General features: G+C 60.0%; 22 protein-coding genes and 2 pseudogenes. 8 read left to right on the top strand and 16 right to left on the bottom strand.

Annotation, left to right across the window (positions count from 1 at the left end; all coding sequences use genetic code 11):
- Positions 1 to 260 (top strand): hypothetical protein (locus EXQ56_11680; GenBank protein MSO21096.1); only part of this gene is annotated, 260 nt, incomplete at its 5' end.
- A gap of 195 nt (positions 261 to 455) precedes the next feature.
- Here the strand turns inward: EXQ56_11680 and EXQ56_11685 are convergent.
- Positions 456 to 827: a DUF3592 domain-containing protein gene (locus tag EXQ56_11685; protein MSO21097.1), complete on the bottom strand. Its 372-nt coding sequence runs from the start codon at positions 825 to 827 to the stop codon at positions 456 to 458.
- A 265-nt stretch (positions 828 to 1,092) separates the two neighbouring features.
- Here EXQ56_11685 and EXQ56_11690 point away from each other — a divergent pair, with 265 nt between their 5' ends.
- Positions 1,093 to 2,034 (top strand): branched-chain amino acid transaminase, encoded by a 942-nt coding sequence (locus tag EXQ56_11690; protein ID MSO21098.1) that lies wholly within the window; start codon positions 1,093 to 1,095, stop codon positions 2,032 to 2,034.
- A gap of 297 nt (positions 2,035 to 2,331) precedes the next feature.
- On the opposite strand, the gene EXQ56_11695 is transcribed toward EXQ56_11690, so the two are convergent.
- Complete coding sequence (locus EXQ56_11695) at positions 2,332 to 3,933, bottom strand: hypothetical protein (GenBank protein MSO21099.1); 1,602 nt, start codon at positions 3,931 to 3,933, stop codon at positions 2,332 to 2,334.
- 444 nt (positions 3,934 to 4,377) lie between these two features.
- Here EXQ56_11695 and EXQ56_11700 point away from each other — a divergent pair, with 444 nt between their 5' ends.
- The 4 genes from EXQ56_11700 (at position 4,378) to EXQ56_11715 (ending at position 9,278) form a co-directional block, all read left to right on the top strand.
- Positions 4,378 to 7,320, top strand: a complete 2,943-nt coding sequence (locus tag EXQ56_11700; GenBank protein ID MSO21100.1) for a vitamin B12-dependent ribonucleotide reductase — start codon at positions 4,378 to 4,380, stop codon at positions 7,318 to 7,320.
- A gap of 72 nt (positions 7,321 to 7,392) precedes the next feature.
- Positions 7,393 to 7,713, top strand: a complete 321-nt coding sequence (locus tag EXQ56_11705; GenBank protein ID MSO21101.1) for a type II toxin-antitoxin system Phd/YefM family antitoxin — start codon at positions 7,393 to 7,395, stop codon at positions 7,711 to 7,713.
- Between the two features lie 53 nt (positions 7,714 to 7,766).
- On the top strand, positions 7,767 to 8,000 hold the full coding sequence (locus EXQ56_11710; protein MSO21102.1) for a hypothetical protein: 234 nt from the start codon (positions 7,767 to 7,769) through the stop codon (positions 7,998 to 8,000).
- 162 nt (positions 8,001 to 8,162) lie between these two features.
- Positions 8,163 to 9,278: a GGDEF domain-containing protein gene (locus EXQ56_11715; protein ID MSO21103.1), complete on the top strand. Its 1,116-nt coding sequence runs from the start codon at positions 8,163 to 8,165 to the stop codon at positions 9,276 to 9,278.
- A 777-nt stretch (positions 9,279 to 10,055) separates the two neighbouring features.
- On the opposite strand, the gene EXQ56_11720 is transcribed toward EXQ56_11715, so the two are convergent.
- The 8 genes and pseudogenes from EXQ56_11720 to EXQ56_11755 all read right to left on the bottom strand — a co-directional run bounded on the left by EXQ56_11720 (position 10,056) and on the right by EXQ56_11755 (position 17,206).
- Positions 10,056 to 10,925 carry a hypothetical protein gene (locus EXQ56_11720; protein MSO21104.1) on the bottom strand — a complete coding sequence of 290 codons (870 nt, stop codon included), beginning with the start codon at positions 10,923 to 10,925 and terminating at the stop codon, positions 10,056 to 10,058.
- Between the two features lie 520 nt (positions 10,926 to 11,445).
- Positions 11,446 to 12,279 (bottom strand): tetratricopeptide repeat protein, encoded by an 834-nt coding sequence (locus EXQ56_11725; protein ID MSO21105.1) that lies wholly within the window; start codon positions 12,277 to 12,279, stop codon positions 11,446 to 11,448.
- Positions 12,280 to 12,386: 107 nt separating this feature from the next.
- Positions 12,387 to 13,187, bottom strand: coding sequence for an OmpA family protein (locus EXQ56_11730; protein MSO21106.1), 801 nt, complete (start codon positions 13,185 to 13,187; stop codon positions 12,387 to 12,389).
- 132 nt (positions 13,188 to 13,319) lie between these two features.
- A pseudogene (locus tag EXQ56_11735) lies at positions 13,320 to 13,424 on the bottom strand (pilus assembly protein PilP).
- Between the two features lie 81 nt (positions 13,425 to 13,505).
- The gene (locus EXQ56_11740) at positions 13,506 to 14,822 is read right to left on the bottom strand and encodes a translocation protein TolB (protein ID MSO21107.1); all 1,317 of its coding nucleotides are present in this window, start codon (positions 14,820 to 14,822) and stop codon (positions 13,506 to 13,508) included.
- Positions 14,823 to 15,037: 215 nt separating this feature from the next.
- Positions 15,038 to 15,934: a hypothetical protein gene (locus EXQ56_11745; GenBank protein MSO21108.1), complete on the bottom strand. Its 897-nt coding sequence runs from the start codon at positions 15,932 to 15,934 to the stop codon at positions 15,038 to 15,040.
- Between the two features lie 37 nt (positions 15,935 to 15,971).
- Positions 15,972 to 16,391, bottom strand: a complete 420-nt coding sequence (locus EXQ56_11750) for a biopolymer transporter ExbD (GenBank protein MSO21109.1) — start codon at positions 16,389 to 16,391, stop codon at positions 15,972 to 15,974.
- Between the two features lie 134 nt (positions 16,392 to 16,525).
- On the bottom strand, positions 16,526 to 17,206 hold the full coding sequence (locus tag EXQ56_11755; protein ID MSO21110.1) for a flagellar motor protein MotA: 681 nt from the start codon (positions 17,204 to 17,206) through the stop codon (positions 16,526 to 16,528).
- 235 nt (positions 17,207 to 17,441) lie between these two features.
- Here EXQ56_11755 and EXQ56_11760 point away from each other — a divergent pair, with 235 nt between their 5' ends.
- Entirely contained in the window at positions 17,442 to 19,196 is a 1,755-nt protein-coding gene (locus EXQ56_11760) for an ATP-dependent DNA helicase RecQ (GenBank protein ID MSO21111.1), read from the top strand.
- A gap of 40 nt (positions 19,197 to 19,236) precedes the next feature.
- Here the strand turns inward: EXQ56_11760 and EXQ56_11765 are convergent, their stop codons facing one another.
- From EXQ56_11765 to EXQ56_11785, 5 genes and pseudogenes are all read right to left on the bottom strand, one after another.
- Positions 19,237 to 19,416, bottom strand: a complete 180-nt coding sequence (locus EXQ56_11765) for a DUF4926 domain-containing protein (GenBank protein ID MSO21112.1) — start codon at positions 19,414 to 19,416, stop codon at positions 19,237 to 19,239.
- Positions 19,417 to 19,423: 7 nt separating this feature from the next.
- Entirely contained in the window at positions 19,424 to 20,347 is a 924-nt protein-coding gene (locus tag EXQ56_11770) for a hypothetical protein (GenBank protein MSO21113.1), read from the bottom strand.
- A gap of 68 nt (positions 20,348 to 20,415) precedes the next feature.
- Positions 20,416 to 23,970, bottom strand: coding sequence for a transcription-repair coupling factor (gene mfd / locus EXQ56_11775; GenBank protein MSO21114.1), 3,555 nt, complete (start codon positions 23,968 to 23,970; stop codon positions 20,416 to 20,418).
- A gap of 110 nt (positions 23,971 to 24,080) precedes the next feature.
- A pseudogene (locus EXQ56_11780) lies at positions 24,081 to 24,280 on the bottom strand (type II toxin-antitoxin system HicA family toxin).
- The gene (locus tag EXQ56_11785; protein ID MSO21115.1) at positions 24,277 to 24,501 is read right to left on the bottom strand and encodes a type II toxin-antitoxin system HicB family antitoxin; all 225 of its coding nucleotides are present in this window, start codon (positions 24,499 to 24,501) and stop codon (positions 24,277 to 24,279) included. The pseudogene EXQ56_11780 and the gene EXQ56_11785 overlap by 4 nt, the downstream one beginning before the upstream one ends.
- A 95-nt stretch (positions 24,502 to 24,596) precedes the next feature.
- Between EXQ56_11785 and EXQ56_11790 the strand changes: the two genes are divergently transcribed.
- Positions 24,597 to 25,094, top strand: a complete 498-nt coding sequence (locus tag EXQ56_11790; GenBank protein MSO21116.1) for a hypothetical protein — start codon at positions 24,597 to 24,599, stop codon at positions 25,092 to 25,094.
- A 24-nt stretch (positions 25,095 to 25,118) separates the two neighbouring features.
- Here the strand turns inward: EXQ56_11790 and EXQ56_11795 are convergent, their stop codons facing one another.
- Complete coding sequence (locus tag EXQ56_11795; protein ID MSO21117.1) at positions 25,119 to 25,535, bottom strand: hypothetical protein; 417 nt, start codon at positions 25,533 to 25,535, stop codon at positions 25,119 to 25,121.
- Positions 25,536 to 25,681 lie beyond the last annotated feature (146 nt).

The following is a 25,681-nucleotide window of genomic DNA, read 5'->3' on the forward strand; positions in this document are numbered from 1 at the left end:
CTGCACGGCCTCCCCTGGGCCGACCACCCCCTCGGCGGCTGGCTGGCCATCGCCCTGATGGCCACCACCACCGCCGCCCTGCTGGCCCTGCTCAAGCGCATGGACTGGCTGTAGCTCGAGCAAGGGGTGCCCGGATCACCGGTGGCGCGGCCATCGGCGGCATCCTCTTGTTTGGTGAGCCGGCCACGGCGCCGCGGTTGGCCTGCATGGCGCTGATCATCGCTGGTATTGTTGGGCTGAAGCTGATCCCGATTTCCTAATCGGATCTCTGCCGCCAAGGGCACGGCCACCCATCAAACGAACTTCTGCTTCTTCACTTATTCCCGCGGAGTAATCCCAACAGAAGCGCGTCCAGGGACCACAATCCCATGGCCACGGAGGCGGCGGGGAGCAGTATGATCAAATTGAATGGGGAAAGGCGGCGGTCCAGCACGGCCTGTTCGGGGTCAGCCGGATCAATAAAAACACGGCACGATCGAGCCGGGCCGATACGCATCCACCGTCCGCTGCGCAGCGCTGCGATTGTCGGTGTAAGGATCGACGAAGCGATAGCGCGTGGATTCGTGGCGCTCCTTTCCGAATTCATAGGTATAACGAACGTCCACTCGATAGAGCACGCGGCTCTCGCCATCTTCGCGGTCGCGCTGCTCGGCGACTCTGGCCAAAACAATGGTGCAGGTGGCGGCATTCCATCGCGCGGCTTGGAGGTTTAGATAGATTTCCGGAAGCAGGAAGTAGAGGAATACGCCGCCGAACAGTATCCACAGCAATGACCCGCCCAGGAGCCGCCAGCGCGACTGCGGTTTGATGGGGCTTTTTGCATCCAATGGTCTGGCGTGGGCATAGGCGGCAGCAGCCTTTTGGGAAACTCGATCGCGGACAGCCTGGCAAACTACCTGACTAACTAATCGACAAGCAGATTATAGCCAACAACGAAATTCGTCCCGAGTGCTCCAGCGGACCGTTCCAATTGACTCACTAGCCGGGCATCATCTCCACGGCTTGTTCCACGCTTTTTCGGGTTATAATTGCTAAATTAACAACGTGCGGCGCTGGTACCCCGGCGGGCGCACGAAGAAATGGACGCTAGTTATGCCGCTACCGAAATCGGAAAAGATCTGGCACAACGGCCAGTTGATACCCTGGGACAGTGCCAACATCCACGTGCTTTCGCACGTCGTCAGCTATGGCAGCTCGCTGTTTGAGGGCGTCCGCTGCTACGCGCTGCCTTCCGGCCCGGCCATTTTCCGCTTGGGCGAGCACATGCAGCGTCTGCTCAACTCCAGCAAAATTTATCGCATGGAAGTCCCCTTCAGCCGCGCTGAACTCGAGCGCGCCGCCATCGAGCTGGTGCAGGCCAACAAGATGAAGCATTGCTACATCCGGCCCATCGTGCTGCGCGGCTACAATGAACTCGGCGTTGATCCGCGCAAGTGTCCCATCGACACCTACATGGCCTGCTGGGAGTGGGGCAAGTACTTGGGCAACGCCGCCGACGAGGGCGCCGACGTGTGCATCTCTTCGTGGAACCGCATCGCGCCCAACACCCTGCCCGCCATGGCCAAGGCTGCCGGCAATTACATGAACGCGCAGCTCATCCGCATGGAAGCCGAGATCAACGGCTACTCGGAGGGCATCGCGCTCGATAGCCGCGGCTACGTCAGCGAAGGGAGCGGCGAGAATATCTTCGTGCAGTGGGGCGGCAAGCTCATCACCCCGCCACTGAGCTCGTCCGTGCTGCCCGGCATCACCCGCGACGCGGTGCTGACGCTGTGCCGCGACCTGGGGATCACCGTGGTCGAGCAGGACATCCCGCGCGAAATGCTCTACGTGGCCGACGAAGCCTTCTTCACCGGCACCGCCGCCGAGATCACCCCGCTGCGCAGCGTGGACCGCATCAACGTCGGCAACGGCAAGCCCGGCCCCATCACCGAGCAGCTCCGCACCGAGTTCTTCGCCATCGTGGAAGGCCGCAAACCCGACCGCCACGGCTGGCTCACGCACGTGCCGGTCGCGGTCGGCGCGAAGAGCTAATTGCTAACTTAATAGAATGGCAATGCGAGTGCCAAGCGCGGGTGGTTATTCCACCCGCGTTTGCTTTTTGGGGAGGTGATTGTGCATGCAAGAGTCAAAAATTTTTGATGGAACCAAGGTGGAGTGGGGCCCTTGCTGTTTTTGCGGCAAGCCAATCATGCCCACGGAGTTGGAGCCCTGCGCAGTGTCAGTCCAAACTAGAAATGAGCGTTGGCAGATGTGGACGTGTCACAGTTGGTGCTTCGCTAGTCGTCTCGTTGACCTGCCAGAGCTGAAGCCTGAGATTTTCCAGTAGTTCTATCTGCGTAATCTGCGGATTATCTCATCCGGGACGAAGTGGTCGTCGCTGTGGGCGGCCATTACGCGTTGGGCTACTTCCAGGGGGTTGGTGCAGGAGTCGAGTATGGTGTCGCTGATTTCGCGCAGGGCGGCGGGCAGGGCGATGCCTTGGTCGCGGAAGTGCTTTACGGTGAGGAACAGCGCGGCTACTGTTTCTTCGCGCGTGCCCACGCACTCGAAGGGCTTGGCTCGATCCATGCCCAGCAGCGTGCGCAGAATCTCAGCAGCCTCGGGCTGGGCGCAGGGGTCGGTGCCGAAGATGGCGATCAACTGGCCGTGATCGAGGAACGGGCCGAGGACCACATAGACGAACAGGCACTTCGGGCAGCGACCGCACCAGGAGTTGTCGGCCTGTCCGCGATTGCAACTGCGGAAGTGCTGGAAGTATTGCGGGTAGCGCGCGAAACGCTCGGCGATTTGCAGCTCGAACAATGGCCGCAGCAGGCTGACGTATTCCACGTGTGCATCGCCCACCGGAAGATACTTCGCCGCGTACGCCCGGAACTTCCCCTCGAACTCAAACGTCTTGCTGTACTGGTGATTGATGGGATGGTCGAGGTACTCGACGCCCGGCTCCTCCGCGCTGCGCTCATTCGAGACGATCACGCGCCCGTGTCCGAACAGCGCCGCCACCGCGGTGCCCAGAAACGCCAGCAGCGCCGAGAACGGCGTGTGCCCGTTCAGGTAGCCGTCTTGATTCAGCGCCAGCAATTTCGGATCAATCGACCGGCGCACCACGATTGGTTCCGTGCAGCCTGCTTCGGCGACCACGGCCAGCGCGGCCTTGGTGGGATTCAGCAATAAGCAATCGAACGCCCGGCCACCCTCACGTTGCGCCGCGCGCATGGTTTCGAGCGTAACGACGGTGTCCTTGCCGCCGCTGGCCAAAACGAGATCCTTTCCCCCGTTATCGCTGTCGTCATCCCGAGGAGCGGAGCGACGAGGGACCTGCTTTTGCTCTTCTCCCGGCGACGGGGAAAGCAGGTCCCTCGCTGCGCTCTGGATGACGACGGAGGAGGTGGGGATGGCGACCGAAGAGGTAGTGGCCGCGGAGATTAAAGCAGAGGAATGAGCGGATGCGTTGATAACAATGCGCACGAACTCCGGCGCGCGCCAGTCGAGTTGGTTGACGTAGAAGAACTCGCCCATGCCGCGGCGCAGCAGGTCCAGCCACCACTCGATCTGCTCGGCGTTCAGTACGCCGGCATGAACGACAATCTCCGCAGGCGCCGCTGCCTTCCAATAACTGAGCATCTCCACCAGTCCGATGTGGAAGAAAAAATTATCGAGCGCCTCGCGCGGCAAACGATTGAAACGCGCCGTGTCCACGCCCTGAATCTTCAGCTTGGGCGTGAAGACGATATCCGGCTCCAGCCGGAAGCGGTACTCCACGCGCAGGGTGGCCTCGTCGGGGCGGTGGCTGAGCTGGAAGCCATCGTAATGAAAGCGCGGATGCCGGACGCGCAGTTCGCGCAGGCGGGCCTGGCCGGCCTGGCCGGAATGTTCGGTGTTGGACTGTTCCGGCCCGGAGGGGCCGTCCGATGAGCGGTTCTTGAGCATAGATATGTATCCCGGCGATTCTCTCATCCCCGCCCCCCGCCTGCCAATACCCAGATCAGAGCCCCGACCGCCAGAGAGGGGGCACGTTTGCCGGTTACCACAGGCCGTTGCACGTGCCCCCCCTGGCGGTCGGGGCTCTGATGGCGCTGTTCACTCCCCGGTTACTCCCGTGCCGGAAGATGTTCACCGTAAACAAAAAATACGCAACATATTGGAAGTTGGGACTTGACAGCCACTAGATATAGGGGGCATGATGGCATCCCACAACGGCAGATTTTGGCTGTTTTCAGGGCTGATTTTTAGAGCTGTTTCCGGCCTATTCGAGGCTTGGATGGGCTGTTCTGTCATCCAACAAACAGGCAATAAACAGGCCGTTTGGCAGAGTTAATGGCGATAACGGACTCGCTTAAGAGTGGCCGGCAAAGCGCAAAAAGGGGAAACAGCATGGGCGACATTCAAGTCATTGGGCAAGTACAAACCAGCGGACGTGATACTGGAACGCAGACCGGCACGCGCAAGGGCCTGACATTTTCCAGGTATTTTACCAAGCCCAAAGTGTCGCCCTATGACGAAGTCGAATGGGAGTTGCGCATCGCCTCCATCGTCAGCGATAAGGGCAAGGTGATCTTTGAGCAGAAGAACGTCGAGACGCCGCGGAGCTGGTCGCAGACCGCCACCAACATCGTCGCCAGCAAATACCTGCACGGCAAACTCGGCACCCCGGAGCGCGAGTCCAGCGTGCGCCAGCTGGTCAGCCGCGTGGTGGACACCATCGCCGACTGGGGCCAGCAGCAGGGCTACTTCGCCTCCACGCAGGCCGGCGAAAATTTCCGCGATGATCTCGCGCACATCATGCTCCACCAGAAGGCCAGCTTCAATTCGCCCGTCTGGTTCAACTGCGGTGTCGACCGCGTCGAGCCCGACGCCAAGATCAACAACTGGCACTGGAGCCCCTCAGACCAGAAGGTGATCCTCGAGCAGACCGGCTACAAGAATCCGCAGTGCTCGGCCTGCTTCATCAACGCCGTGCAGGACTCGCTCGACTCCATCCTCACGCTCGCCAAGACCGAAGGCATGTTGTTCAAGTGGGGGTCCGGCTCCGGCTCGAACCTCTCGACCATTCGCTCGGCCAACGAGTCGCTCTCCGGCGGCGGCTCGGCCAGCGGGCCTATCAGCTTCATGCGCGGCTTCGACGCTTTCGCCGGCGTCATCAAGTCCGGCGGCAAGACGCGCCGCGCCGCCAAGATGGTCATCCTCAACATCGACCACCCGGACGTCGTAGAGTTCATCCACTGCAAAGCGAAGGAAGAGCGCAAGGCCTGGGCGCTGGTGGACGCCGGCTACGACTCCTCGCTCGACGGCGAGGCCTACAGCTCCATCTTCTTCCAGAACGCCAACAACTCCGTGCGCGTCACCGACGACTTCATGCGCGCCGCCGAGGAAGACCGCGAGTGGCACACCAAGGAAGTCTCCACCGGCAAAGTTGCGGGAACCTACAACGCGCGCGACCTGCTGCATCAAATTGCCGAGGCCGCGCATCAGTGCGGCGACCCCGGCATGCAGTACGACACCACCATCAATCGCTGGCACACTTCCAAGGCCACCGGGCGCATCAACGCCTCGAACCCTTGCTCGGAATATATGTTCCTCGACGACACGGCTTGCAATCTGGCGTCGATCAACCTGATGAAGTTCTTGACGCCCGGCGGGCAGTTTGACACCGAAGGCTATCGCCACGCGGTGGACACGTTGATCATCGCGCAGGAAATTCTGGTCGATAACGCCAGCTACCCCACCGAGAAGATTGGCATCAACTCGCACAACTACCGCCCGCTGGGCCTAGGCTACGCCAACCTGGGCGCGCTGCTGATGGCTTCTGGTCTGCCCTACGATTCCGACGCGGGCCGCGACTTCGCCGGCACCGTTACCGCGCTGATGCACGGCCAGGCTTACCTGACCAGCGCGCGCATCGCCGGAGCCATCGGCCCATTCCCCGGCTACGAGAAAAACAAGGAGTCGATGCTGGACGTCATCTCCATGCACCGCGCATCGCTCGATAAGATCAACGCGAAAAATTTGCCCGGCGGCGCCGCGGGCCAGGAGCCGGTCAACACCGCGCATGAAGTTTGGAAGGAGTGCTACGAACTGGGCGTGCGCAACGGCTTTCGCAACTCGCAGGTTACGGTGCTCGCTCCCACAGGCACCATCGGCTTCATGATGGACTGCGACACCACGGGCATCGAGCCTGATTTGGCTCTCGTGAAGTATAAGAAGCTGGTGGGCGGCGGCATGATCAAGGTGGTCAACAACACCGTGCCCGACGCGCTGCTGCGCATGGGCTACGCCCCGGAGGCGGTCGCCTCCATCGTCGAATACATTGACCAGACCGGCACCATCGAAGGCGCGCCGGAATTGAAGGAAGATCACCTGCCGGTGTTCGATTGCTCACTGCGTCCCTCCGAAGGCAAGCGCATGATCGCGCCCATGGGCCACGTGCGCATGATGGCCGCCGCGCAGCCGTTCCTGTCAGGCGCCATCTCGAAAACCGTGAACATGCCCGAGGACGCGACCGTCGATGATGTGATGGAAGTGTACAACGCCGGTTGGAAGCTGGGCCTGAAGGCCATCGCGATTTATCGCGACGGTTCGAAGCGCGTGCAGCCACTGAGCGCGGGCAAAGGCTCGACCAAGGAATCCGAGTTGAGCCGCGAGGCCGCCGCGCCGCCGCTGATTCAACAGGAAGTGACCGCGGCTTCAACTGCGGTTGGCGAACCGCGCCGCGCCGCGCGCCGCAAGCTGCCTGAGGAGCGCCAGGCCATCACCCACAAGTTTTCCATCGGCGGCCACGAAGGCTATATCACCGTGGGCAAATACGAGGACGGCACGCCCGGCGAAATTTTCATCGTGATGGCCAAGGAAGGCTCGACCGTCTCCGGCCTGATGGACAGCTTCGCCCTGGCCATTTCGCTCTCGCTGCAGTATGGCGTCCCGCTGAAAGTCCTGGTCGATAAGTTCAGCCACACCCGCTTCGAGCCTTCCGGCTGGACCGGCCACAAAGACATCGGCTACGCCAAGTCCATCATGGATTACATCTTCCGCTGGCTCGCTCTGAAGTTCCTGCCCGGCTACGAAAGCAAGGAAGCCAGCAGCATGGTCTCGAACGGGGTCGGCAGCGCCCACGCAGAAACGGCGGAGGCCGCTCCCGCACATTCGTCCGGGGCGACAGGTGCCTCCGGGGCCGCAGCATCCGGCGGGGGCCACGCCGGCACCGCCTACAACGCGTCGGCGACCGACGCCCCCACCTGCTCCGAGTGCGGCAGCATCATGACCCGCAACGGCAGTTGCTACCGCTGCGGCAACTGCGGCAGCACATCGGGATGTTCGTAGGCGAGAACTCGATTACGGTGGGGCTTCGTCGTATAATAGGCGAAGAGCTCCCAGCTCTTTCCGGAGGAACCCTTGGCCAAGCTCGCCGCCAGAACAGTCCGCCATTTATCCATCGCGGAAGCCAGCGCCAGCCTTAGCAAGATTGCCAGGCGCGCCCATGACAAAGGGGAATACTTCTTTGTGAAGAGCAATGGCGCGCCGACGATTGGGATCATGGACGCGGAGGAATTGGAAGACTATCTCGAACTCCGCGACCCTCGTGTGCAAAGTGAAATCCAAAAGAGCAACGAGGAGTATCTGGCCGGGAAGAGTCGGCCGTTAGAAGAATTTCTGGCGGGACTTCCGGCAGCCGCAAAGAAAAAAAGCACGAGCCGCCGCAGTCCGCGCGCATGATCCCGAGCTTCTCGATTCGCGCTACGCCGGCGTTCGAGAGGAGTACTCTGAAATTGCTCAAACACCACCCGGAATTGCGCTCCCGGCTTGGGCAAGTCCGGGAAATTCTGAGCAGCGATCCGCACAATCGGACATTCACGCACCCCATCAAGAAGCTGACGGGAGCCGCGCCAGGAGAGGGTCAATACCGCCTCCGACTCGGTCGCTGGCGATTCCGTTATGATGTGCATGGCAACGAAGTCGTGCTTCAATATTGCGGCCTGCGGCGGGAAGACACCTACCGGTAATCAGCGTGCTGTTCCGAACGCGGCAGCATCATGACCCGCAACGGCAGTTGCTACCGCTGCGGCAACTGCGGCTCGACGTCAGGATGCTCGTAGGCGGCTGTTCGTAGGCGGGATTCTGTGGAGCGGGCGGAATTGCGCGTGAAGCATTATGAGGGTTGAAATATGAAGCGCAACGAAGAGCTGTGGAACAAATTGTTCGAGCACAAGGTTGCGCTTATGTACGAGTCCGCGATGAGGGAATCTTCAAACGTACGGGAACGGCATGCCGTAATCGGAACTCTGCACGGAAGTCCCTTTGCTACGGAAGTCACAAACTTTTTGATCTACGAGCCATTCAGTAAAATTAGGGACTATTTCACTGAAGCATATCTACAGCCGTATGCGGCTGCAAGTATATTAACCGTCGATGACAAAAAGTGGCTTCAACGAAAGTTGGACGACGTTTATCGTGAGCAATTGCTTCGCGCTAAAGGCATGATTCAACAGCTATGCCTGGATTGCGCGCGCATCTACCCTAAGGATATCCAACCTCAACTGTCCGATTTCGAAATCAGGGCTGGCCGAGAGATCAGGCAAACTCTTCTGAGGGAGAGCGAAATTATTTTCCTAATGAAGGGTGCCCGGGAAAATGATTCCGAGGTGGCACTTCCAACTCTACTACAGCTCCCAAACCGAGACGGCCTCCTTGTCGATCTGGATGAGCTTCTAAAAAAGAGTTGCGTATTCAGCGTGGTATTCGCTGACTTAGATAATTTTAAACAGGTTAACGACACGTTGGGCCACCCAGCCGGGGACCAATGCCTTGAGGCTGTTGTGGCGATCATGGGGAGTGCAGTGGCCGGTAAGGGAAGGCTATACAGGTATGGTGGAGATGAGTTCGTGGCAGTCTTGCCTAATTACGAAAGTTCTGAGGCTGTAGCTACCGGTGAACGAATCCGAAAGTCAATAGACGATGAAAACCCTGGAGGGAAGGTGAAAATCACAGCAAGCATTGGTGTTGTTTCCTCAGACCAATTGCAGATGCCTGATCCCAAGACACTAATAGCAGCCGCAGACCAAGCCATGTATTCCGCAAAGAAATCCGGAAAGAATCAGGTGACAGTCTGGAAAGAACAAGAACCTTCGGTAGTGGTGGAAAGCAAAGAGCAGAAGTGGCAGAACCGGAAAGCGGAGTTGCTGAAGCGGAACCCAAGCCTGGATATTAACTCGCTGATTATATACCGGGCGAAATTCGAGCGCGACCAGAAGAAATCGGAGGAGTTGCGGTCATGGAGATAGCGCGGTAGCCACAGCGAGCGACTTGTCTCGCCGTGGGCTTTTTCCGAACCATTGCCAGCCCACGGTTTCCAGCCATTCACATCGTTGGTGTATCGAACCACGTCGATTGCGCGGACGATCCCCGCAGGGGATACAGAGGATAGCCGGGGGCAACGTCCCCGGTTGCCAATCCACAATATCAAATTCGACCCTGAAAGGGTCGCACAGATTATCCGAGAGCCGCGACAGTGATGGAGCGTCCAGGATAATCAGGTACGCGACGCCATTTCGCATTAAGACGAGCAGGTCGAACAATTTCGTTCCCACATTGCCCGGTCGCTTGCGTCGCTCAGGTTCGCGTGGATGGTGGCCGCTCCTGAACGCCATCAATATGGCGATCAGTGTCGCGGGTCGGATCTTGCGATGCGGATGCGGCGCGCGGATGGTGCGACCCCTTCAGGGTCGGTGTCTATCAGCGGTACGGTTACCGGGGGCGATGCCCCCGGCTATCCTGTTCATCCCCTCCGGGGATGCTTGCGGCCGCAGCGGCATTGCCCTGCCGTACCTTCGGAGGTTGACCGCGTTGTGGTGATGTGCAACCCATCGGGGTGAGCGGTTGCGTGCGGCCCCGTCAGGGCCGGCACCGTTTCGTGAATCGCAACCGTAGGTTGAAACCTGCGGCTATTCACGGTGATGCCCTTCGGGCAACTGGGCACCGACTTCACTCGCAGGCATGATCCCACCAACAATGGAACGGACCCACAATTCTCCGTGCCCCTGTGGCCGATTCGTGCGGACCTACTTGGCGAACGTGTTGCACGCGCCGGGGTTGCCGCTTCTTAAGCCTTCGTTGAACCAGTGCATGCGTTGTTCGCTGGAGCCGTGCGTGAAGCTCTCCGGGTTGATTGAGCCGCGCGACATTTTCTGGATGTGGTCGTCGCCCACGGCTGACGCGGCGCGCATGGCTTCTTCCACGTCGCCGGGTTCCAGGATGTTGCGCTCGCTGGTCGAGTGCGCCCAGATGCCCGCGAAGCAGTCGGCCTGCAACTCCATCTTCACGGATAGAGGATTCTCCTGGTTTCGGTTCGCCTGCTGGGCGCGGCGGACCTGGTCGTTGATGCCCATCAGGTTCTGCACGTGGTGGCCGATCTCGTGCGCCAGCACGTAGGCCTGCGCGAAGTCGCCGGGCGCGCCGAAGCGCCGCTTCAACTCGTCGTAGAACGCGAGGTCGATGTAGACCTTTTGGTCGGCAGGACAATAGAACGGGCCGACGCCGGACTCGGCAAAACCGCAGCCGGAGTCGACGCCATCGCGGAACAGCACCAGCCGCGCGCGCTGGTAGGTGTCGCCGCTTTGCGTGAGCAGGGCCTTCCAGACTTTCTGATTATCATCCAGCACGAACGAGACGAACTGGACCATTGGCTCTTCGGCGGAATCGCGCACCGGATCGGGAGCCGAGATCGCCGACCCGCCGCCCTCGGTAGTGACGCCCAGAAATGGTGTGAGCAGGTCGCGCTTGAAGATGAGGCTGAGCACGCCGAGCAGGATCAGTCCACCGATCCCCATGCGCCCGCCGCCACCGCCCAGTCTGCCACCCAGCCGGCGTCCACCGCCGCTGCCGCGAAGATCATCCAAATCCTGACTGCGTCCACCCTGCGTCCAGCGCATAGCGGCCTCCTGCGTTATTTCCTCAATCAGCCATTTTATCACCCCGGAAGGGATGCCACCCTTCAGGTGGCTAAAGCGATTCGGGCGAGGGCCAGTGCGACCGTCGGAACCGCGAATTTGGTCAGACTTGAAAATTTGAATTATTTGGGCTGCTTGCGGTCTCCGGGAAAAGCGAATACTCGGCGAAAAGTTCGGAGTCGTGGCGGGAGGCAGGATGCGGATTTTCCCCAATCCCTAGCCCCCAATTCCCAACCCCGAAATGTTGTCAGAATAGGCAGAACCGTGAACGTGTGCACTTTGGTCAGGTTGGTGAATTTGGTCAGGATTGCGCGGCGCGGGATCGCGCGGAAATCACTGACGCTGGTCTCAAAATGGGGAGCTCCGGGGCCATCCTGGAAAGCGTGATGCCGCGGGGACCAGTGCCCGCTCCCGCGCCGCTTTGGCAGAAATAAAGTCAGTCACTGAAGTCAGTGACTCAGTTGAGTGACTCACTCGAGTGACTCAATCTCTAAGTGACTTCTCAGCGAGCAGTGGTCCGGCGGGCGGGGGCTTCCACTGTTGCCAGTTTGTCCTTCGCCAGTTGCGCTTCGGGGGTGTTGGGGAATTGCGCTGCCAAGTCCTTCAACTCCGTGATGCCCTGCGCTTTCAAGTTCATGTTGAGCATGGCGAAGCCCTTCTTGAGTTTCGCCGCCGCGGTCTTGGCGCCGTCGGGGTACAGCGTGATGGCCTTGTCGTACTCCTGGATGGCCTTCTCGAACTGGCCTTGCTGATAGTAGATATCGCCGATGAAGAACTGCGCGTTCGACGCCAGCGGCGTGTTGGCGTAGTAGCGCAGATACTCGAAGAACTCCTGCAACGCCAATGGATAGTTGCCGCTGGTGTAGTCGCGCAGCGCCGTGTTGTAGAGCACGTCTGGCGCGGGCGGAGCCACGCTGACACCGCCGTCCGTAGTCATGGTCGCACTGGCGGCCGCGTTCTGCGCGTTCTCTTCAATCTTGGCCACTTGCCCGGAAACTTTGTCGAGCCGCGCGCGCAGATCGTCAAGGGATGACTGCAATCCATTTACCTGTGTGTGAATGGACTCGACCTGCTCCTCGGTGGCGGCTGCGCTGTGCTGGAACAACGTCTTCAATTCGCCCACCTGTTGGCTGATCTGGCCGGTGTTGCCGCCGGACTGCTGGACCAGTGTTTGCAGCACGGCCATCTTCTCATCCATGCCGCGTTGAATCTCGCGCACCATGCCCTGTAGCAGTGCGACACTCTGCTGCAACTGGATGACTTCCTTGTCCACAGCAAAACTGGGCGAGGCTGTTAACAGCGCGGCAAGGAGCAGAAATAAGACAGTGCGTTTCATGGACGGACTCCTAGTAAAAAGTGTGAGCGGATCAGAGCAAGCACCGCGACACGGAGCATGGCATTATGCAATGCGAGTGTCGCGGGCCAATGAAATCAAGCATGGCATCACATGCCGCAGTTGGTGCAGATCAGATGCGCGCGGCGATTTTCCTGGAAGCACGACTCACTCTGCTCGGTGCAGAAGGGCTTCTCCTTGCCGTAGCTGATGGTGGTGACGCGGTCGCCAGAGATGCCTTGCGAGACCAGGAAATCGCGCGTCGAGTTGGAGCGCCGGTCGCCGAGGCCCAGGTTGTAGGCGACGCTGCCGCGCTCGTCGCAGTGGCCTTCCACTTGCACGGTAACGGTGGGATTGTCGCGCAGGAACGCGGCGCTTTTCATCATGGCGCTACGGCCATCGTCGCGCAGATCGGATTGATCGTAGTCGAAGAATGCGTCTTGAATTTCGCGCTCATAGCGCTCGCGCAGCGTGGTCTCGGTGGGCCGCGCGGGAGCCGCTACAGGGGGCAGGGGCGGCGCGGCGGTAACCGTAACTCTCGCCGTTGCTTGCGTGGAGCCGCTGGGGCCGCGTCCAGTGAGTGTGTAAGTGATCGAGTCATTTGGCGTTACCGAGACCGAGCCCTGCTGCTCGACGCGCCCGAAGGCCGGTTGCAGATCGAGGTCCGTTGCGCCCGACGAACTCCAGCGCAGCGTAGCACTTTGCCCGCGCTGAATGGTGGCGGGCTCTACCGTCAGGCTGACAGTGGGCGCGACCTGGCGCGCTGGCTCCGGTACAGGGGGCGGCGTGGCCGTTGCGGCGCGGCGTCGGCAAGCGCCGGATACTGCGATTGCCAGTATTAGAATCACCAGTGTTAGATAGCTGGACTGTCGATTACTGCCCCATCTTGTCAAATGTCTCGTCGATCTCATTCCTGATCCTCCCTGATTGATGAACAATGCTTGTCTATGTAACTAAGCTAACCCAATCGGACATAAAGAACTCACTGTGAAGATGCTCGCTCGCATTACTTCCAAATGTTTGACGACCGAGGCCCCGACCGCTGGCGGCGGTGGTGGCGGCGGAACCGATCGGCGGCAACCGCTTGCGCTCAACGCTATTAATAATAGCAGAACTCCTGCCGCGAAATTTGAACGGCGCATGACCATTCCGTTATCTTCCTTCGACTTCAGACGTATGTTATTCAAATATTCCGCTCGCCGTATACCGGGTAGTAACTCTGTTCACCGTTAGCGGCTCGACCACACTGGCTCGGTATTCTCACCCTGAAATGTTAACTGGCGGAGCCGCGTGCCGTCGGCGAGCATAGAGAAAATCTGTGGCTTGCCGGCACGATTGGATTGAAAAGCAATCTGGCGATTATCGGGCGACCAACCAGGATGCTCATTGCGCCCGATTCCACGCGTCAACTGCACCAATTGCTTCGTAGCCACATCCATCAGATAGATATCGTAAGCCCCATCGCGGTTCCAGGTAAAGGCCAACAATCGTCCATTGGGTGACCAGGCTGGATCAAGCGCCTGAGTGCCGCCCTGGACGAGCTGGGTGACGTCGGCGCCCTCGCTATCCATCATGTAGATCATCGGGTGGCCGCTGCGGTCGGAGACAAAGGCGATCTGCGCGCCGGTCTTGGGATTCCATGCCGGCTGGATATCCACGGCGCGAGCGAAGGTCAGCCGTTTCGAATTGTTGCCGCGCAGGTCGCCGAGATAGATTTCCGGATCACCGGTTACCGAAGAAGTGAAGGCCAGCTTGGTGCCGTCTGGCGACCATGTCGGCGTGGTGTTCAGCCCTTTGCGATTGAAGAACGCCAGCGGCTGCCGTGTCAACAGCGACATCACCATGATGTCCGGGTTCTTCTTCGCGTAAGTAGTGAACGCAATCTGAGTGCCGTCGACCGAGATGGCCGGCGTCAGCGAGATGGAGTTCAGCCGGGTGATCTGCTCCTGGTTCATGCCGTCGTAATCCATCATCCAGATTTCTTTCACCTGCGGATTCACGCGGCGCACAAAGGCGATGCGGCTTTCGGCGATGCCGGGCACGCCGCCGCCGAGGCGGATGATAATTTCATTGGCGAATTTGTGCGCCACCGCCCGGATGGATTTCTCATTGGCGGGTTCCGTATAGCGACGCGCCAGGACAATGGACTGTTGCGGATTACGCGCATCCAACAGCCAGCCTTCAATCGTCAGTTGCTCGCCGGCGCGCGCGGCGTTGCCCATCACCAGCATGTGCGCGTTAGCGGGCACGGCGCTCCATTGGCCAAGGTCGAGACCCATGGGCCGCGACGGAATAGCCGTGGGATAAAAACTCCTGCTGACGAGGTCCACGATGCCGGAGTTTTCGAGATCGCTCCACAGCACGGCATCAAACACGCGCACCAGCGACGTCTCGCCTGCCGCGCCCGGGTTCGCCACCGCGTAGAAATTGGGCACGGCCAGCCGCGTCTTCTCAACTCCAATGCCGGTCCCGGTGCGGATCCTGTCGTCCTGCGCCGCCGCAGGCCGGGCGAACAATCCCAGAGCGGCAAGCGCGATCAATACCAGCGCGGATCGTATGAGGGCTTTAGTTCGCAAAGTGGAAATCTTCCTTCCTCATCAGACGTCATCCCCAATTCAGTCGTCATCCCGAGCGCAGCGAGGGACCTGCTTTTCTGCTCATGCGAATCAAAAGCAGATTCCTCGCCCTGCGACTTCGCTCAGGACAGATTGCTGCGCTCGGAATGACAGCCAAAAAAATGAAACAAAAACCTGTGCGTCCGCTAGCGCTTGAAGTCGAACCAGAACTCGACGGCGACGCTCGATCCCGTGTATCCCGGCGGCAGCGGCAGCATCGGGCTGGAGTCGTATACCGCGCGCAGCACGGAGCGGTCGAGCGAACTTATGCCACTGGCGGTCGACAGTTGCGGATTTACCACGCGGCCGTCGCGCATGATCTGAAAGGTAACGAACACGCGCGGGGCCACGCGGATATTCGGTTCGATGGAACTTTGCAGCCAGTTGTTGCTGATGCGCTGGCGAATCGCCGTGACATACGAACTGAAGCGCGAACCAAAATCAGATCCGCCCACCACATTGATTCCGCCGCTGCCGCCGTCGGTCTGAAACGCGCCGTAGGGGCCTTGCACCGGGCCGCCCTGCCCATAGGGAATTTCATTGCCCTGCGGCGGCGCATCCATCGGCGGCTTGCGCAGGCGCGCCTCCTGGGGCGGTTGTCCCTTTCCGGTGGTGGCTACTTCCTTCCGCGTCTTCGGCGGCTCTTCCTTTACTTTTTCCGGCGTATTCTTCGGCGGCGTTACCTTGGCATTGGCGGATGGCAAGTCAATTGTCTTCGGATCAACGGCCTTCGGCATGGGCTTCGGAGCGGTCTTGGGAAGTTCCGGATAGTTCAGTCCCTTGTTCTCGGTCGCCACGGTATTCTGCGTGGCCACTTTCGGCGCGGGCAGCGGAATGCTGGCCGAACTGACCAGACGCACGTTGGCCGTGCCGCCTCCGCCGCTGCGATCACCCCAGATATCGCCGGTACCGCGAATCAGCGTCGCGGTGATGCCAGCCACCGCCAGTGCCACGTGTGCGATGGCGGAGAACATCACGGGACGCTTCAGCATCTCCCGCTCGATCTCCGCATGACTCGGCATGTAGGTTGCTGTGGACATCATTGTCTGCCCGAATCGCTTACTTGTTGCTAAAGTCCCGCTAACGCCGTTGCCCCGTGGGTTCCGTTACCATGCTGATTTGCTCGATGCCGGACTGACGCAACTCATCGATCACCATGGCCACCGTGCCAAAAGGCACGCCCTGGTCGGCGCGCAAAAACACGGAGGGTTGCTTGTCCTTGCCCGTGCGCGCGAGGACTTTATCTCCCAAGTCGTGGATGTTCACCGCATCATTTCCCAGGAACAGCCGCTCGGCGCGATCAATGCTGACCACCATGCGCTCCTGCGAGATCTCGCGCACGGTGCGCGTCTTGGGCACGCTGAGGTCGATGCCGGACTGCAGCACCGGAGCGGTCAGCATGAAGATGATCAGCAGGACCAGCAGCACGTCCACGAACGGCGTGACGTTGATGTCGGAGAGCGAAGATTGCGTTCTGCCCTGTGAGTTAGTGAATGCCATTTTGCAACCTCAGATTGGACCACTTCGATCGGACTACTTCGGCGGACTTCCATTCGGATGCGGGGGGACGAAGCTCAGGTTGTACTGGACCAGTATGCAACACGGCACGCGAAGACTTGCGGCGCACCGGACTGCTACGAGCCGCTGCGGTCCACCGCGTTGAGAAACTCGAGCGAGAAGTTGTCCAGCCGCACGCCCATCTCGCGCACGCGGTTCAAGAATTGATTGTAGGCGATCACCGCCGGAACGGCCACGAACAAACCCGCCGCCGTGGTGATCAACGCTTCGGCGATGCCCGGACCCACCGCGCGTATGCTGGCCGCGCCCGCATTCCCCAGCCCGAGGAACGCTCCCATGATGCCCCAGACCGTGCCAAACAGTCCAACGAAAGGAGCCACCGCGCCTGCCGTCGCCAGCCAGTTCAAGTTCTGCTCGAGCTCGCTCAGTTGCTGCGCCGCGGCGATCTGCAAGGCTCGCGTTACCGAGGCCGGATTGCGCACCGGCCCGCCGGTGTCCTTCGACTGCGACATGGCCTCATGGAATCCCGCCTCGAAGACTGCCTTCAGCGGATGCGGCGGAAAGTTGTCGAGCAGCACGTTAAAATCGGCCATGGTGCGCGCCTTGCGAAACGCGCTCAGAAATTTCTCGCCCTGCGTTCGCAGCGAGCCGAAGCGCTGCCACTTCACATAAATGATGGCCCAGGAAAGCACCGAGAAGCCCAGCAGCACCAGCAAAACAAATTTGGCGACAGGACCGGTCTGCACCAGCAGGTCAAATACGCTGCCCTGTATGGGCGCGGCCGCCTCGCTGGGAATTTCGGTTTGTAGGAAGAAGAAAAACAAATTCACTGCGTGCACCGCCGCCGGGGGGAAGACTCAGCCCCCAAAGTAGCACGTTGAAAAAAGCAGCGTCAATTCAACTCGGCGGCAAGCTGCGAAAGGCGCGCCATTGTGCCTAACAAGGCACGGAGCGAGGCTTCGACGACGCCCCGCCGACGAAACGCCAAGCCGCGCATAGACGCGGGCCGGTTCATTTCCTATACTCCTTAGCATGAGCGCGGAGAACAGTGAACTGCTGCCAGACCAACTTTTGGAAGTCTTGCGGCGGCATTGGGGATACAGCTCGTTCCTGCCGTTGCAGGACCGCATCGTGGAGAGCCTGCTGGCCGGGCGCGACGCCTGTGTGGTGATGCCCACGGGCGGCGGCAAGTCGCTTTGCTACCAGTTGCCAGCGGCTCTGCGGCCTGAGCAGACCGTGGTGGTGATCTCGCCGCTGATCGCGCTGATGCAGGATCAAGTCGCGCAGCTCGACTTGATGGGCATCTCAGCCGCCGCGATCAACAGCACGTTCAGCGAGGCCGAGCGCGGCAAAGTGATGCGCCAGGCAACCAAGGGCGCGTATCGCCTGCTCTACCTTTCGCCCGAGCGGCTGGCGCGGGAGGACACCACGGGCTGGCTGCGGCAAGTGCCGGTGTCCCTGTTCGCCATCGACGAAGCGCACTGCATCTCGGAATGGGGCCATGAGTTCCGGCCTGACTACCGCCAACTCAGCAGCCTGCGCGCCAACTTTCCGGACTGCGCCATTGCCGCGTTCACCGCCTCGGCCACGCGCCGCGTGCGGCATGACATCATCGAGCAACTGCAACTGCGCGCGCCGGACAAGTACATCGCCAGCTTCCATCGCCCCAATCTGCGCTACCTCGTGCGCCAATGCACGTCGCGCGAACAGCCCGGCCTGCTGCGCAGCGTGCTCCAGCGGCATAGCGGCGCAAGCATCATTGTCTATGAGCCGACCATCGCGCGCGTCGAGGGCACCACGGACTGGCTGAATCAGCAGGGCATACCGACTACGTCCTACCACGGCAAGATGGGCGCGGCCACGCGGCGCGACAATCAGGAGCGCTGGATGTCCGACGAGGTCCGCGTGCTGGTGGGGACGCTGGCCTTTGGACTCGGCATCAATAAGCCCGGCGTGCGCGCCGTGGTGCATACGTCGCTGCCGAAGTCCATCGAGCAGTATTACCAGGAGGCGGGACGCGCCGGTCGCGATGGCCAACCCGCCGATTGTATTCTGCTCTGGCAGAAGCGCGACGCGGGCTTGCTTGCGCATTTCAACGAACAGATTCAGGACGCTGACGAACGTGAGCGCGCCTGGCAGCGCTATCATGAAATCCGAGACTTCGCCGAGCGTCCCCAGTGCCGCCACCGGCGCATCTGCACGCATTTTGGCGAGACGCCCAAGTGGAGCATGTGCAGCGCCTGCGACGTCTGCGGCCAGAACCCCGAGTGGCTGGTTGATGTTTATGGCATGAGCACGACGCAGAGCAAGTCGCGCAAGCGCAAGCGTGGCGCGACTGCCGCGACGACAGCGTCAGCGCCGAAGAAAGATTCACCGAGATACCCCGCCGGACCCCCTGCCGAGTTGGCCGCCAGCCAACGGTCCCAGCCTGCGGAGAGCAGCACACGCCGTCATGCCGACCGGCCCGCCACGCGTTCCGCCGATTGGCCTGCGGAGCAGCACCCGCTCGCCCCCGTTTACGCCGCCTCGCTTGAACAGTCTGCGCCCGCCGCCGAGCCGGATCACGAACTGCGCGAACACCTGCGCGCATGGCGGCGCAAGCTGGCGCACGAAAAGGGCATCCCGGCCTTCATCATCATGCACGACCGCTCGCTCGACGAAATCTGCCAGCTCCGCCCGCGCGCGCCCGCCGAACTGCTGGAAGTCTTCGGCTTCGGCGAACGCAAAGTAGCCGCCTACGGCGCACAGATCATCGCCGCGCTGGAGGAGTTTTTGAATCGGAAATAGGCGATCAGGCGTGATTCAGCTCGTGGCGGAGTACCATCAGTTAACCGGTGCGCAGCGGCAGGCAGGCGTAGGTGTGTCCGTCATTGTCAACAAACTCCACTTCAAACACTCCGTCAGCCAGTTGCTGCACCACGGTTTCAACCTGCCCGCGGAGCAATTCGTGCGCCGACTGGTCCTCCAGAAGTGCAACAACGTCGAGTAAATTCGGTGTTTGTTGAATGCACACATCAATCCCAATCAAATGGACAAGCTTCTCGTAGAAACTGAAGCGTACTGGTCAGGTGCCAGTAACTCCTAATCCCATGGATAGCTTGAAAGCCAAGCTCCCTTAGTAAGTATTCTACATTCTGGGCCTCTTGGCTGGTAAGCCCGATTGCACTACCGAAGATTTGCTGCTCTCGGTTTTTTGTTGATCTTATCAAGCGAGAGAGGTTGGTCTTATCATATCCAAAGCCGAGAAAACAGATTCTTTCAGCTGAATCAATAATTCTTCCAGCAAGTTCGAACTCCTCAGTGGGTTGGTCCTCATGAATGATCCGAATTCCCTTTGCCCCGTTGAGTACTCTCTGATCGCTATGGTCCGCGTTGTATGCGAATTCGTCCTTACCCATTCCAGGCAAGTCCCATAACTTTCCATGAAGATGAACGATAGGAATGGATTGCAGGGCGGCCGCACAATCCTCACAGGACTTCTGATACTTGTTCATAAGCGCCGTTAGCAAAAACTGTTCAAGACTTCGATCGTAGTTGAAGGTCAAAACAGCGATCTGATTTTCTTGGAATAATTCAAATGAACTGTTCAGTTTTCCAAACAGGTAGCGGTACCAATTGTCAGCATCCTCTTTGAACAAAACAGGAATCTGTTCGTGGGGAATCAATCGATACGCGATTGCAGCTTTTCCAATCTCAAGGAAGTCAGTCCTGTGCTCCAGAAAGGCGTCCACAGATTGCGCCGCGGAATACTTCAATTCACGGCGAAACTTATGAATCATCTCTCCCGGGAAGTTGCATCCGAGCAGCTTCTGATAAAAATTTTGATCTGGGTTGGACTCCGTATCAAACATGGATTTCGTCAATTCCCAACCCGAAGGGAAACCATACGTCCTACTTGCACCAGCTCCGAGAACGAGGACCAATTTACGAGAGATCATAAACTCGCCGACCGTTTGCCGTGATGGGCACTGTGACTGATTCTAACAACACACAATCCCATGGTGAGTTACATTCCAGCAATTTGTATTGAGGCTAATAAATGTTCGAGTTGCCCCACCGCGTCCTGCGGGCGGGCGGTGGTGCGCAGCTTCAACATGCCCGTTGGGGTGAATTGCGCGGCGGGATTCTTGCGCAGATAGTCCATTAGGCGCGTGGGGTCGGCGGCGGAGTCGGGTTGGAACTGGATGGCCAGCGTGTCGCGTTTGCGCTCGATGGAGACGATGCGCAGCGGTTCGGCCAGCAGCTTCAGTGTGGCGTAAAAAAGCAGGTTCTTGGCCGGCTCGGGCGCGGCGCCGTAACGGTCGGTGAGTTCCTGCTCGATCGACTGCTTCTCTTCAGCAGTGCGCAGCGAGCTGAGTTTTTTGTACATGCGCAGGCGCTGGTGCTCCTCGGGAATGTAGGCGGGCGGGATGCGGATGTCCAGGCCCAGGTTGATGGTAGTGGTCAGCTTCGGCGTCTCCTTCTCGCCGCGCAGCTCGCGCACGGCGGACTCCAGCATCTGCGTGTACATCTCCAGGCCAATGGCGTTGACGTGGCCGTGCTGCTGCCCGCCGAGCAGGTTCCCTGCGCCGCGCAACTCCATGTCCAGCGCGGCCACGCGGAAGCCGGAGCCCAGGTCAGTGAACTGCCGCAGCGCGGAGAGACGCTTGCGCGCGATGGGCGTCAGCTCCTTTTCAGAGGGCACCAGCAAGTACGCATACGCCCGGCGATTCGAGCGGCCCACGCGCCCGCGCAACTGATAGAGCTCGGACAGGCCCATGCGGTCCGAGCGGTTGATGATGATGGTGTTGGCGAGGGGAATGTCGAGGCCGTTCTCGACAATGGTCGTAGCCACCAGCACATTAGTTTTGTGCTGCACAAAATCGTACATGACTTTTTCGAGATGCCGCTCGTTCATCTGCCCGTGCGCCATGCCGATGCGCGCCTCGGGGACCATCTCCTGGATGCGCGACGCCAGCGCTGGAAGCGAATCGATGCGATTGTGAACCACGTACACTTGCCCGCCACGCTCGAGTTCTTGTAGCACCGCATTCTTGATAAGCGAGTCAGTGAACGGCGCGACCACGGTCTGAATGGCCAGCCGGTCGCGCGGCGGCGTCTCGATGACGCTCATGTCGCGCAGCCCGGCCAGCGCCATGTGCAGCGTGCGCGGAATGGGCGTGGCCGAAAGCGACAGCACATCCACCGAACTGCGCATGGCCTTGATGCGCTCCTTGTGGCGCACGCCGAAACGCTGCTCTTCGTCCACGACTAACAACCCCAGATCGTGGAAGATGACATCTTTCGAGAGCAGACGGTGTGTGCCCACCACCACGTCCACCGTGCCCGCCTCCAGATCGCGCAGCACGGGCTTCTGTTGCGCGGCGGTGCGGAAGCGGCTGAGCAGCTCCACGCGAATGGGAAACGCGGCGAAGCGCTGCCGGAAGGTTTCATAGTGTTGGAAAGCCAGCACCGTGGTGGGAGTGAGGATGGCCACCTGCTTGTGATTGTGCGCCGCGCGAAACGCCGCGCGCATGGCCACTTCCGTCTTGCCGTACCCCACGTCGCCGCAGACCAGGCGATCCATGGGGTGCTCGCGGGTCATGTCGGAAGAAACATCCTTGATGGCGCGCGCCTGATCGGGCGTCTCGTCGAAATCAAACGACTCTTCAAACTCGCGCTGCCAGTGGTCATCAGGCGGATAGGCGAAGCCTTCGGCGGCCTCGCGCTCGGCGTAAAGCTTGAGCAGCTCGCCGGCCATCTCCTCCATGGATTTCTTGATGCGCGTTTTGGTCTTGCCCCAGGTGATGCCGCCCAGACGGTCGAGCGGCGGGCGCGCGACCTCGCCGGTCTTGTCATCCAGGCCCGCGCCCATGCCGTGATATTTCTGAATCAGGTCGAGCCGGGTGAGCGGGACGTAGAGCTTGTTGGCGTCCTTGTACTCGAGTTCCATGAACTCGGTGGTCACACCCTCGGAGACAATCTCCTTGAGCCCGTGGTAGCAACCGACGCCGTGATGGGCGTGAACAACGTAGTCGCCAGGGTCAAGGTCGCGCAGGTCAGAGAGAAACGCCGAGACCTGCGAGCGCGATGGCGGTGGCGGCGCCACGGCGGGCGAAGTGTCAAAAATGTCCGCATGGCCAAACAGCGCGATGCGCTCGCCGGGCAGCGTAAAGCCGTGCGCGGCGATTCCGGTGCCGAGCCAGCAGACCGGTAGTGCGATATCTTCATCGGTGAGTGACTCACCGGACGTTTTTTCGAGCAGGCGGAAGGGAACCTTCTCTTCGGTGAACAACTCGGCCAGCCGCTCGGTTTCTCCGGAGCTGCCGGTCAGGATCACGGCGCGGAACTGGCCCTCCAGCAGCTTGCGCAGCTCGGCGAAGAAGATCGGGAGATTGCCGTGGAAATTAATCGCCAGTTGCGACGCGAATGAGAAAACGGTTGCGGGCGGCGCGGGGTCAAGGCCCGAGAGGCGCACGGCGGGCTGGCCCTTTAGCTTGCCGCGCAGATCATCCCAGGTAATGTAGAAACTGCTTGGCGCGGCGATGGGGCGGGCTTTCTCAGCGTTCTCGGCAGCAGCCGCGGCGGCGGCTTCAGCGGCCTCGGCGTGCTCGGATTCGAGCATGGTCCACAGCCGCTCCATCTCGCGCTGCAACTCGGCGGGCTCATCGAGGAAATACACCGCTTCCAGGCACAGGTCACCGACAGTGTGATGCAGCGGCTGGACCAATGGCAGCAGAAATTCCCAGCCGGGGAATGGCTCGCCGGTAACGTAAGTTTCGTAGTCGAAGGCGGAAGGGCCGAGCGTGGCGGCGAGTTTTTCGAGCAGGTCCTTGAGCACTGGAAACTCGGTGAGCGGCGGCAGGTCCACGTGGTCGCGTCCGCCGACCGAGCGCTGCGTATCCACGTCGAACTCTCGCAGCGACTCGACTTCATCGCCGTTCAACTCCATGCGCACGGGGCGTCGCGCCTCGGCGGGGAAGATGTCCAGGATGCCGCCGCGCTGCGAGAACTGCCCCGGCATCTCGACCGGATCGTGGCGCGTGTAGCCGGCCGAGTCCAGATGCGCGAACAATTCCTCGAGATCAACCTGCTCGCGACGATGAATGGTGCGCGCCAGGCGCTGATAGAATTTTGGCGGCTCCACGCGGCTGGCCAGCGCGGCGATGGGCAGCACCACAATGGACGCTTCGCCGCGCGCCAGCTTGCCCAGTCCCTGCGCGCGCTTCTCGCTGATGTCGGCGTGCGGCGAGAGGCCTTGATAGGGGCGGATGTCATGCGTGGGGATGAAGACGGGCGCGGGCGCGCCGAGAAGTTTGGTCCACGCCGTCATGATGTCGAGCGTCTGCTCGGCATCGCGGTTCGATTGCGTGACGTAGAGTAGCGGCAGACCCATCTGCTGTTGCATCAGCACAGCGAGCAGCGCGCGCGCGGGCGCGACCAACCCCGTGGCGTGCAGCGGAACATCAGAGGCAGTTGGCTTGAATCCCGGCGCGGAGACGTCGAGCGCAGCCAGCAGGCGTCGGAACTCGGCGCTGCGCGCAACGTCCTGAAACAGTTTGATAAGCGGACTCTTTCGCATGGTCCTCGATCGCGCGCAAACACGAATAGGCCTCGCCAGCGCCCCGCCGCGGAAATTCCGCTGCGCGTCGCTCGCCAGACCGAAAACAATTTCACTTATATATTACAGGTTTACTCGGCCTTGCTGTGGGGTTCGGGGATTTCCAGGTCCTTGCAAATCTTGCGAGCAAGGAATTCATTGATTTCGCGGTGCCGGGGAACTGTGGAGGATTTGCGGGTTTTGCGGTTAATGTAAACGGTGTGATTTCCGCCTTCGCGGAAAACTCACAGCCATGTTTTTCCAAATGCTTCTCTAGATCGCGCCGCTTCATAGAGAAGTAATGGGAACGGACTCGCGGATTACGTCCTGGCCGCGCAACTCATCCTCGGCTAACGCCCGATTGGATTCCAGAGTCAATGCGATGGCTTCCTGAAGGTTGTCTCGAACCTCTTGGAGCGTCGCTCCCTGGGTGTTGGCGCCGGGCAACTCTTCGACAAATCCGAGGTAGCCTTCAGGAACTTTCTCGAAGACCGCGGTGAATTCAAGTTTCATGGCGAACCTTTGAAAATACTATAGCACTGGCAGTGCGGGCAGTGCGCTATAATGCCGGACATTGCGGTAGTCATCATGTGGAACGGAGGACCGTTATGAAGAAGAGAGTTTTGGCAGTGTTGATGTTGTTGGCGATGGCAGGCGGGACAGCTCAGATGGGCCGGGCGCAGCAGAATATTGATGCCACGTTGCAGAAGCTGGTGGGGGATTGGGCGCAGGACTTCGCGAAGACGCAGCCGGTGCCGAAGCCCACGCCGCAGTCGCGCGTCCACCACTGGAAGATGAACGGGTCGGGCAAGATGTCGCATTACCTGAGCACTACCGAGGCCGATGGCAAGAAGATTCAGACCGAGATGCAGACCGACGATTACTCCGGCAGGGAGTATGCCGACAACCTGCCCGGGCAGAAGAGCAAGTTCCGCATAATTGACGCGTTCACCATCCAGCAGATTCGCACCGACAAAGACGGTCAGATTCTCCGCTTCCTGGAGCGCAGCATCTCACCGGACGGCAAGACGCTGACCATCAAGCAGGTCTCCACCGACGAAAAAGGCAAAGGCGAGCACCAGATTCAGGTGTATCACAAGCAGTAAGGGAACTTGGGTTCTGGGTACGGGTTAGAGTAGTTGTTTGGCGAGTTCGACCAAGACGTGCCCCGCCGCTGCTCCACCTGCACTTTCGACAATTTTACGCAAGGAGTACAGGCATTCTCGGATTATCGAAGACTTAGGTTTAGGGGATATTACCTGCGCTTCAAGCGTTGAAAGTTCTGCATTTAGTTCTTTTCTATCTTCATCATTGAGAGGAAGTTCATTTTCTTTCGCTCGGACGAACTTTAACAACGCTTCAATACCCTGAAGGTCAACAGATTGCTCGTTGATTTGGATCGGATTCTGGCTACCTTGCTGAACCTGGGGGTTGATCACCGTCCCGAAAAAATTCGTAACATTTTGGGGTGTTTCTGTCGCCGACAATTTTTCCTGATTGCTAAAGAGTAGTCCTTCGCCGAAGATCCCCTTCTCTTCAAGAGTCAAAGTCCAATTCAAAATGATAGTGCGCACAGACTCTAATATTTGCGTGAGCGTGGTTACAGGGAGAATAAGCGTAACTTGTGTTTGAAAGTCTATTGCCTTACTTAGTATTGCTGCTTGCTCGGGGGGGGGGGGGGGGGGGGGGGGGG

Source organism: Acidobacteriota bacterium, assembly GCA_009691245.1.
Taxonomy (GTDB): Bacteria; Acidobacteriota; Terriglobia; order 2-12-FULL-54-10; family 2-12-FULL-54-10; genus SHUM01.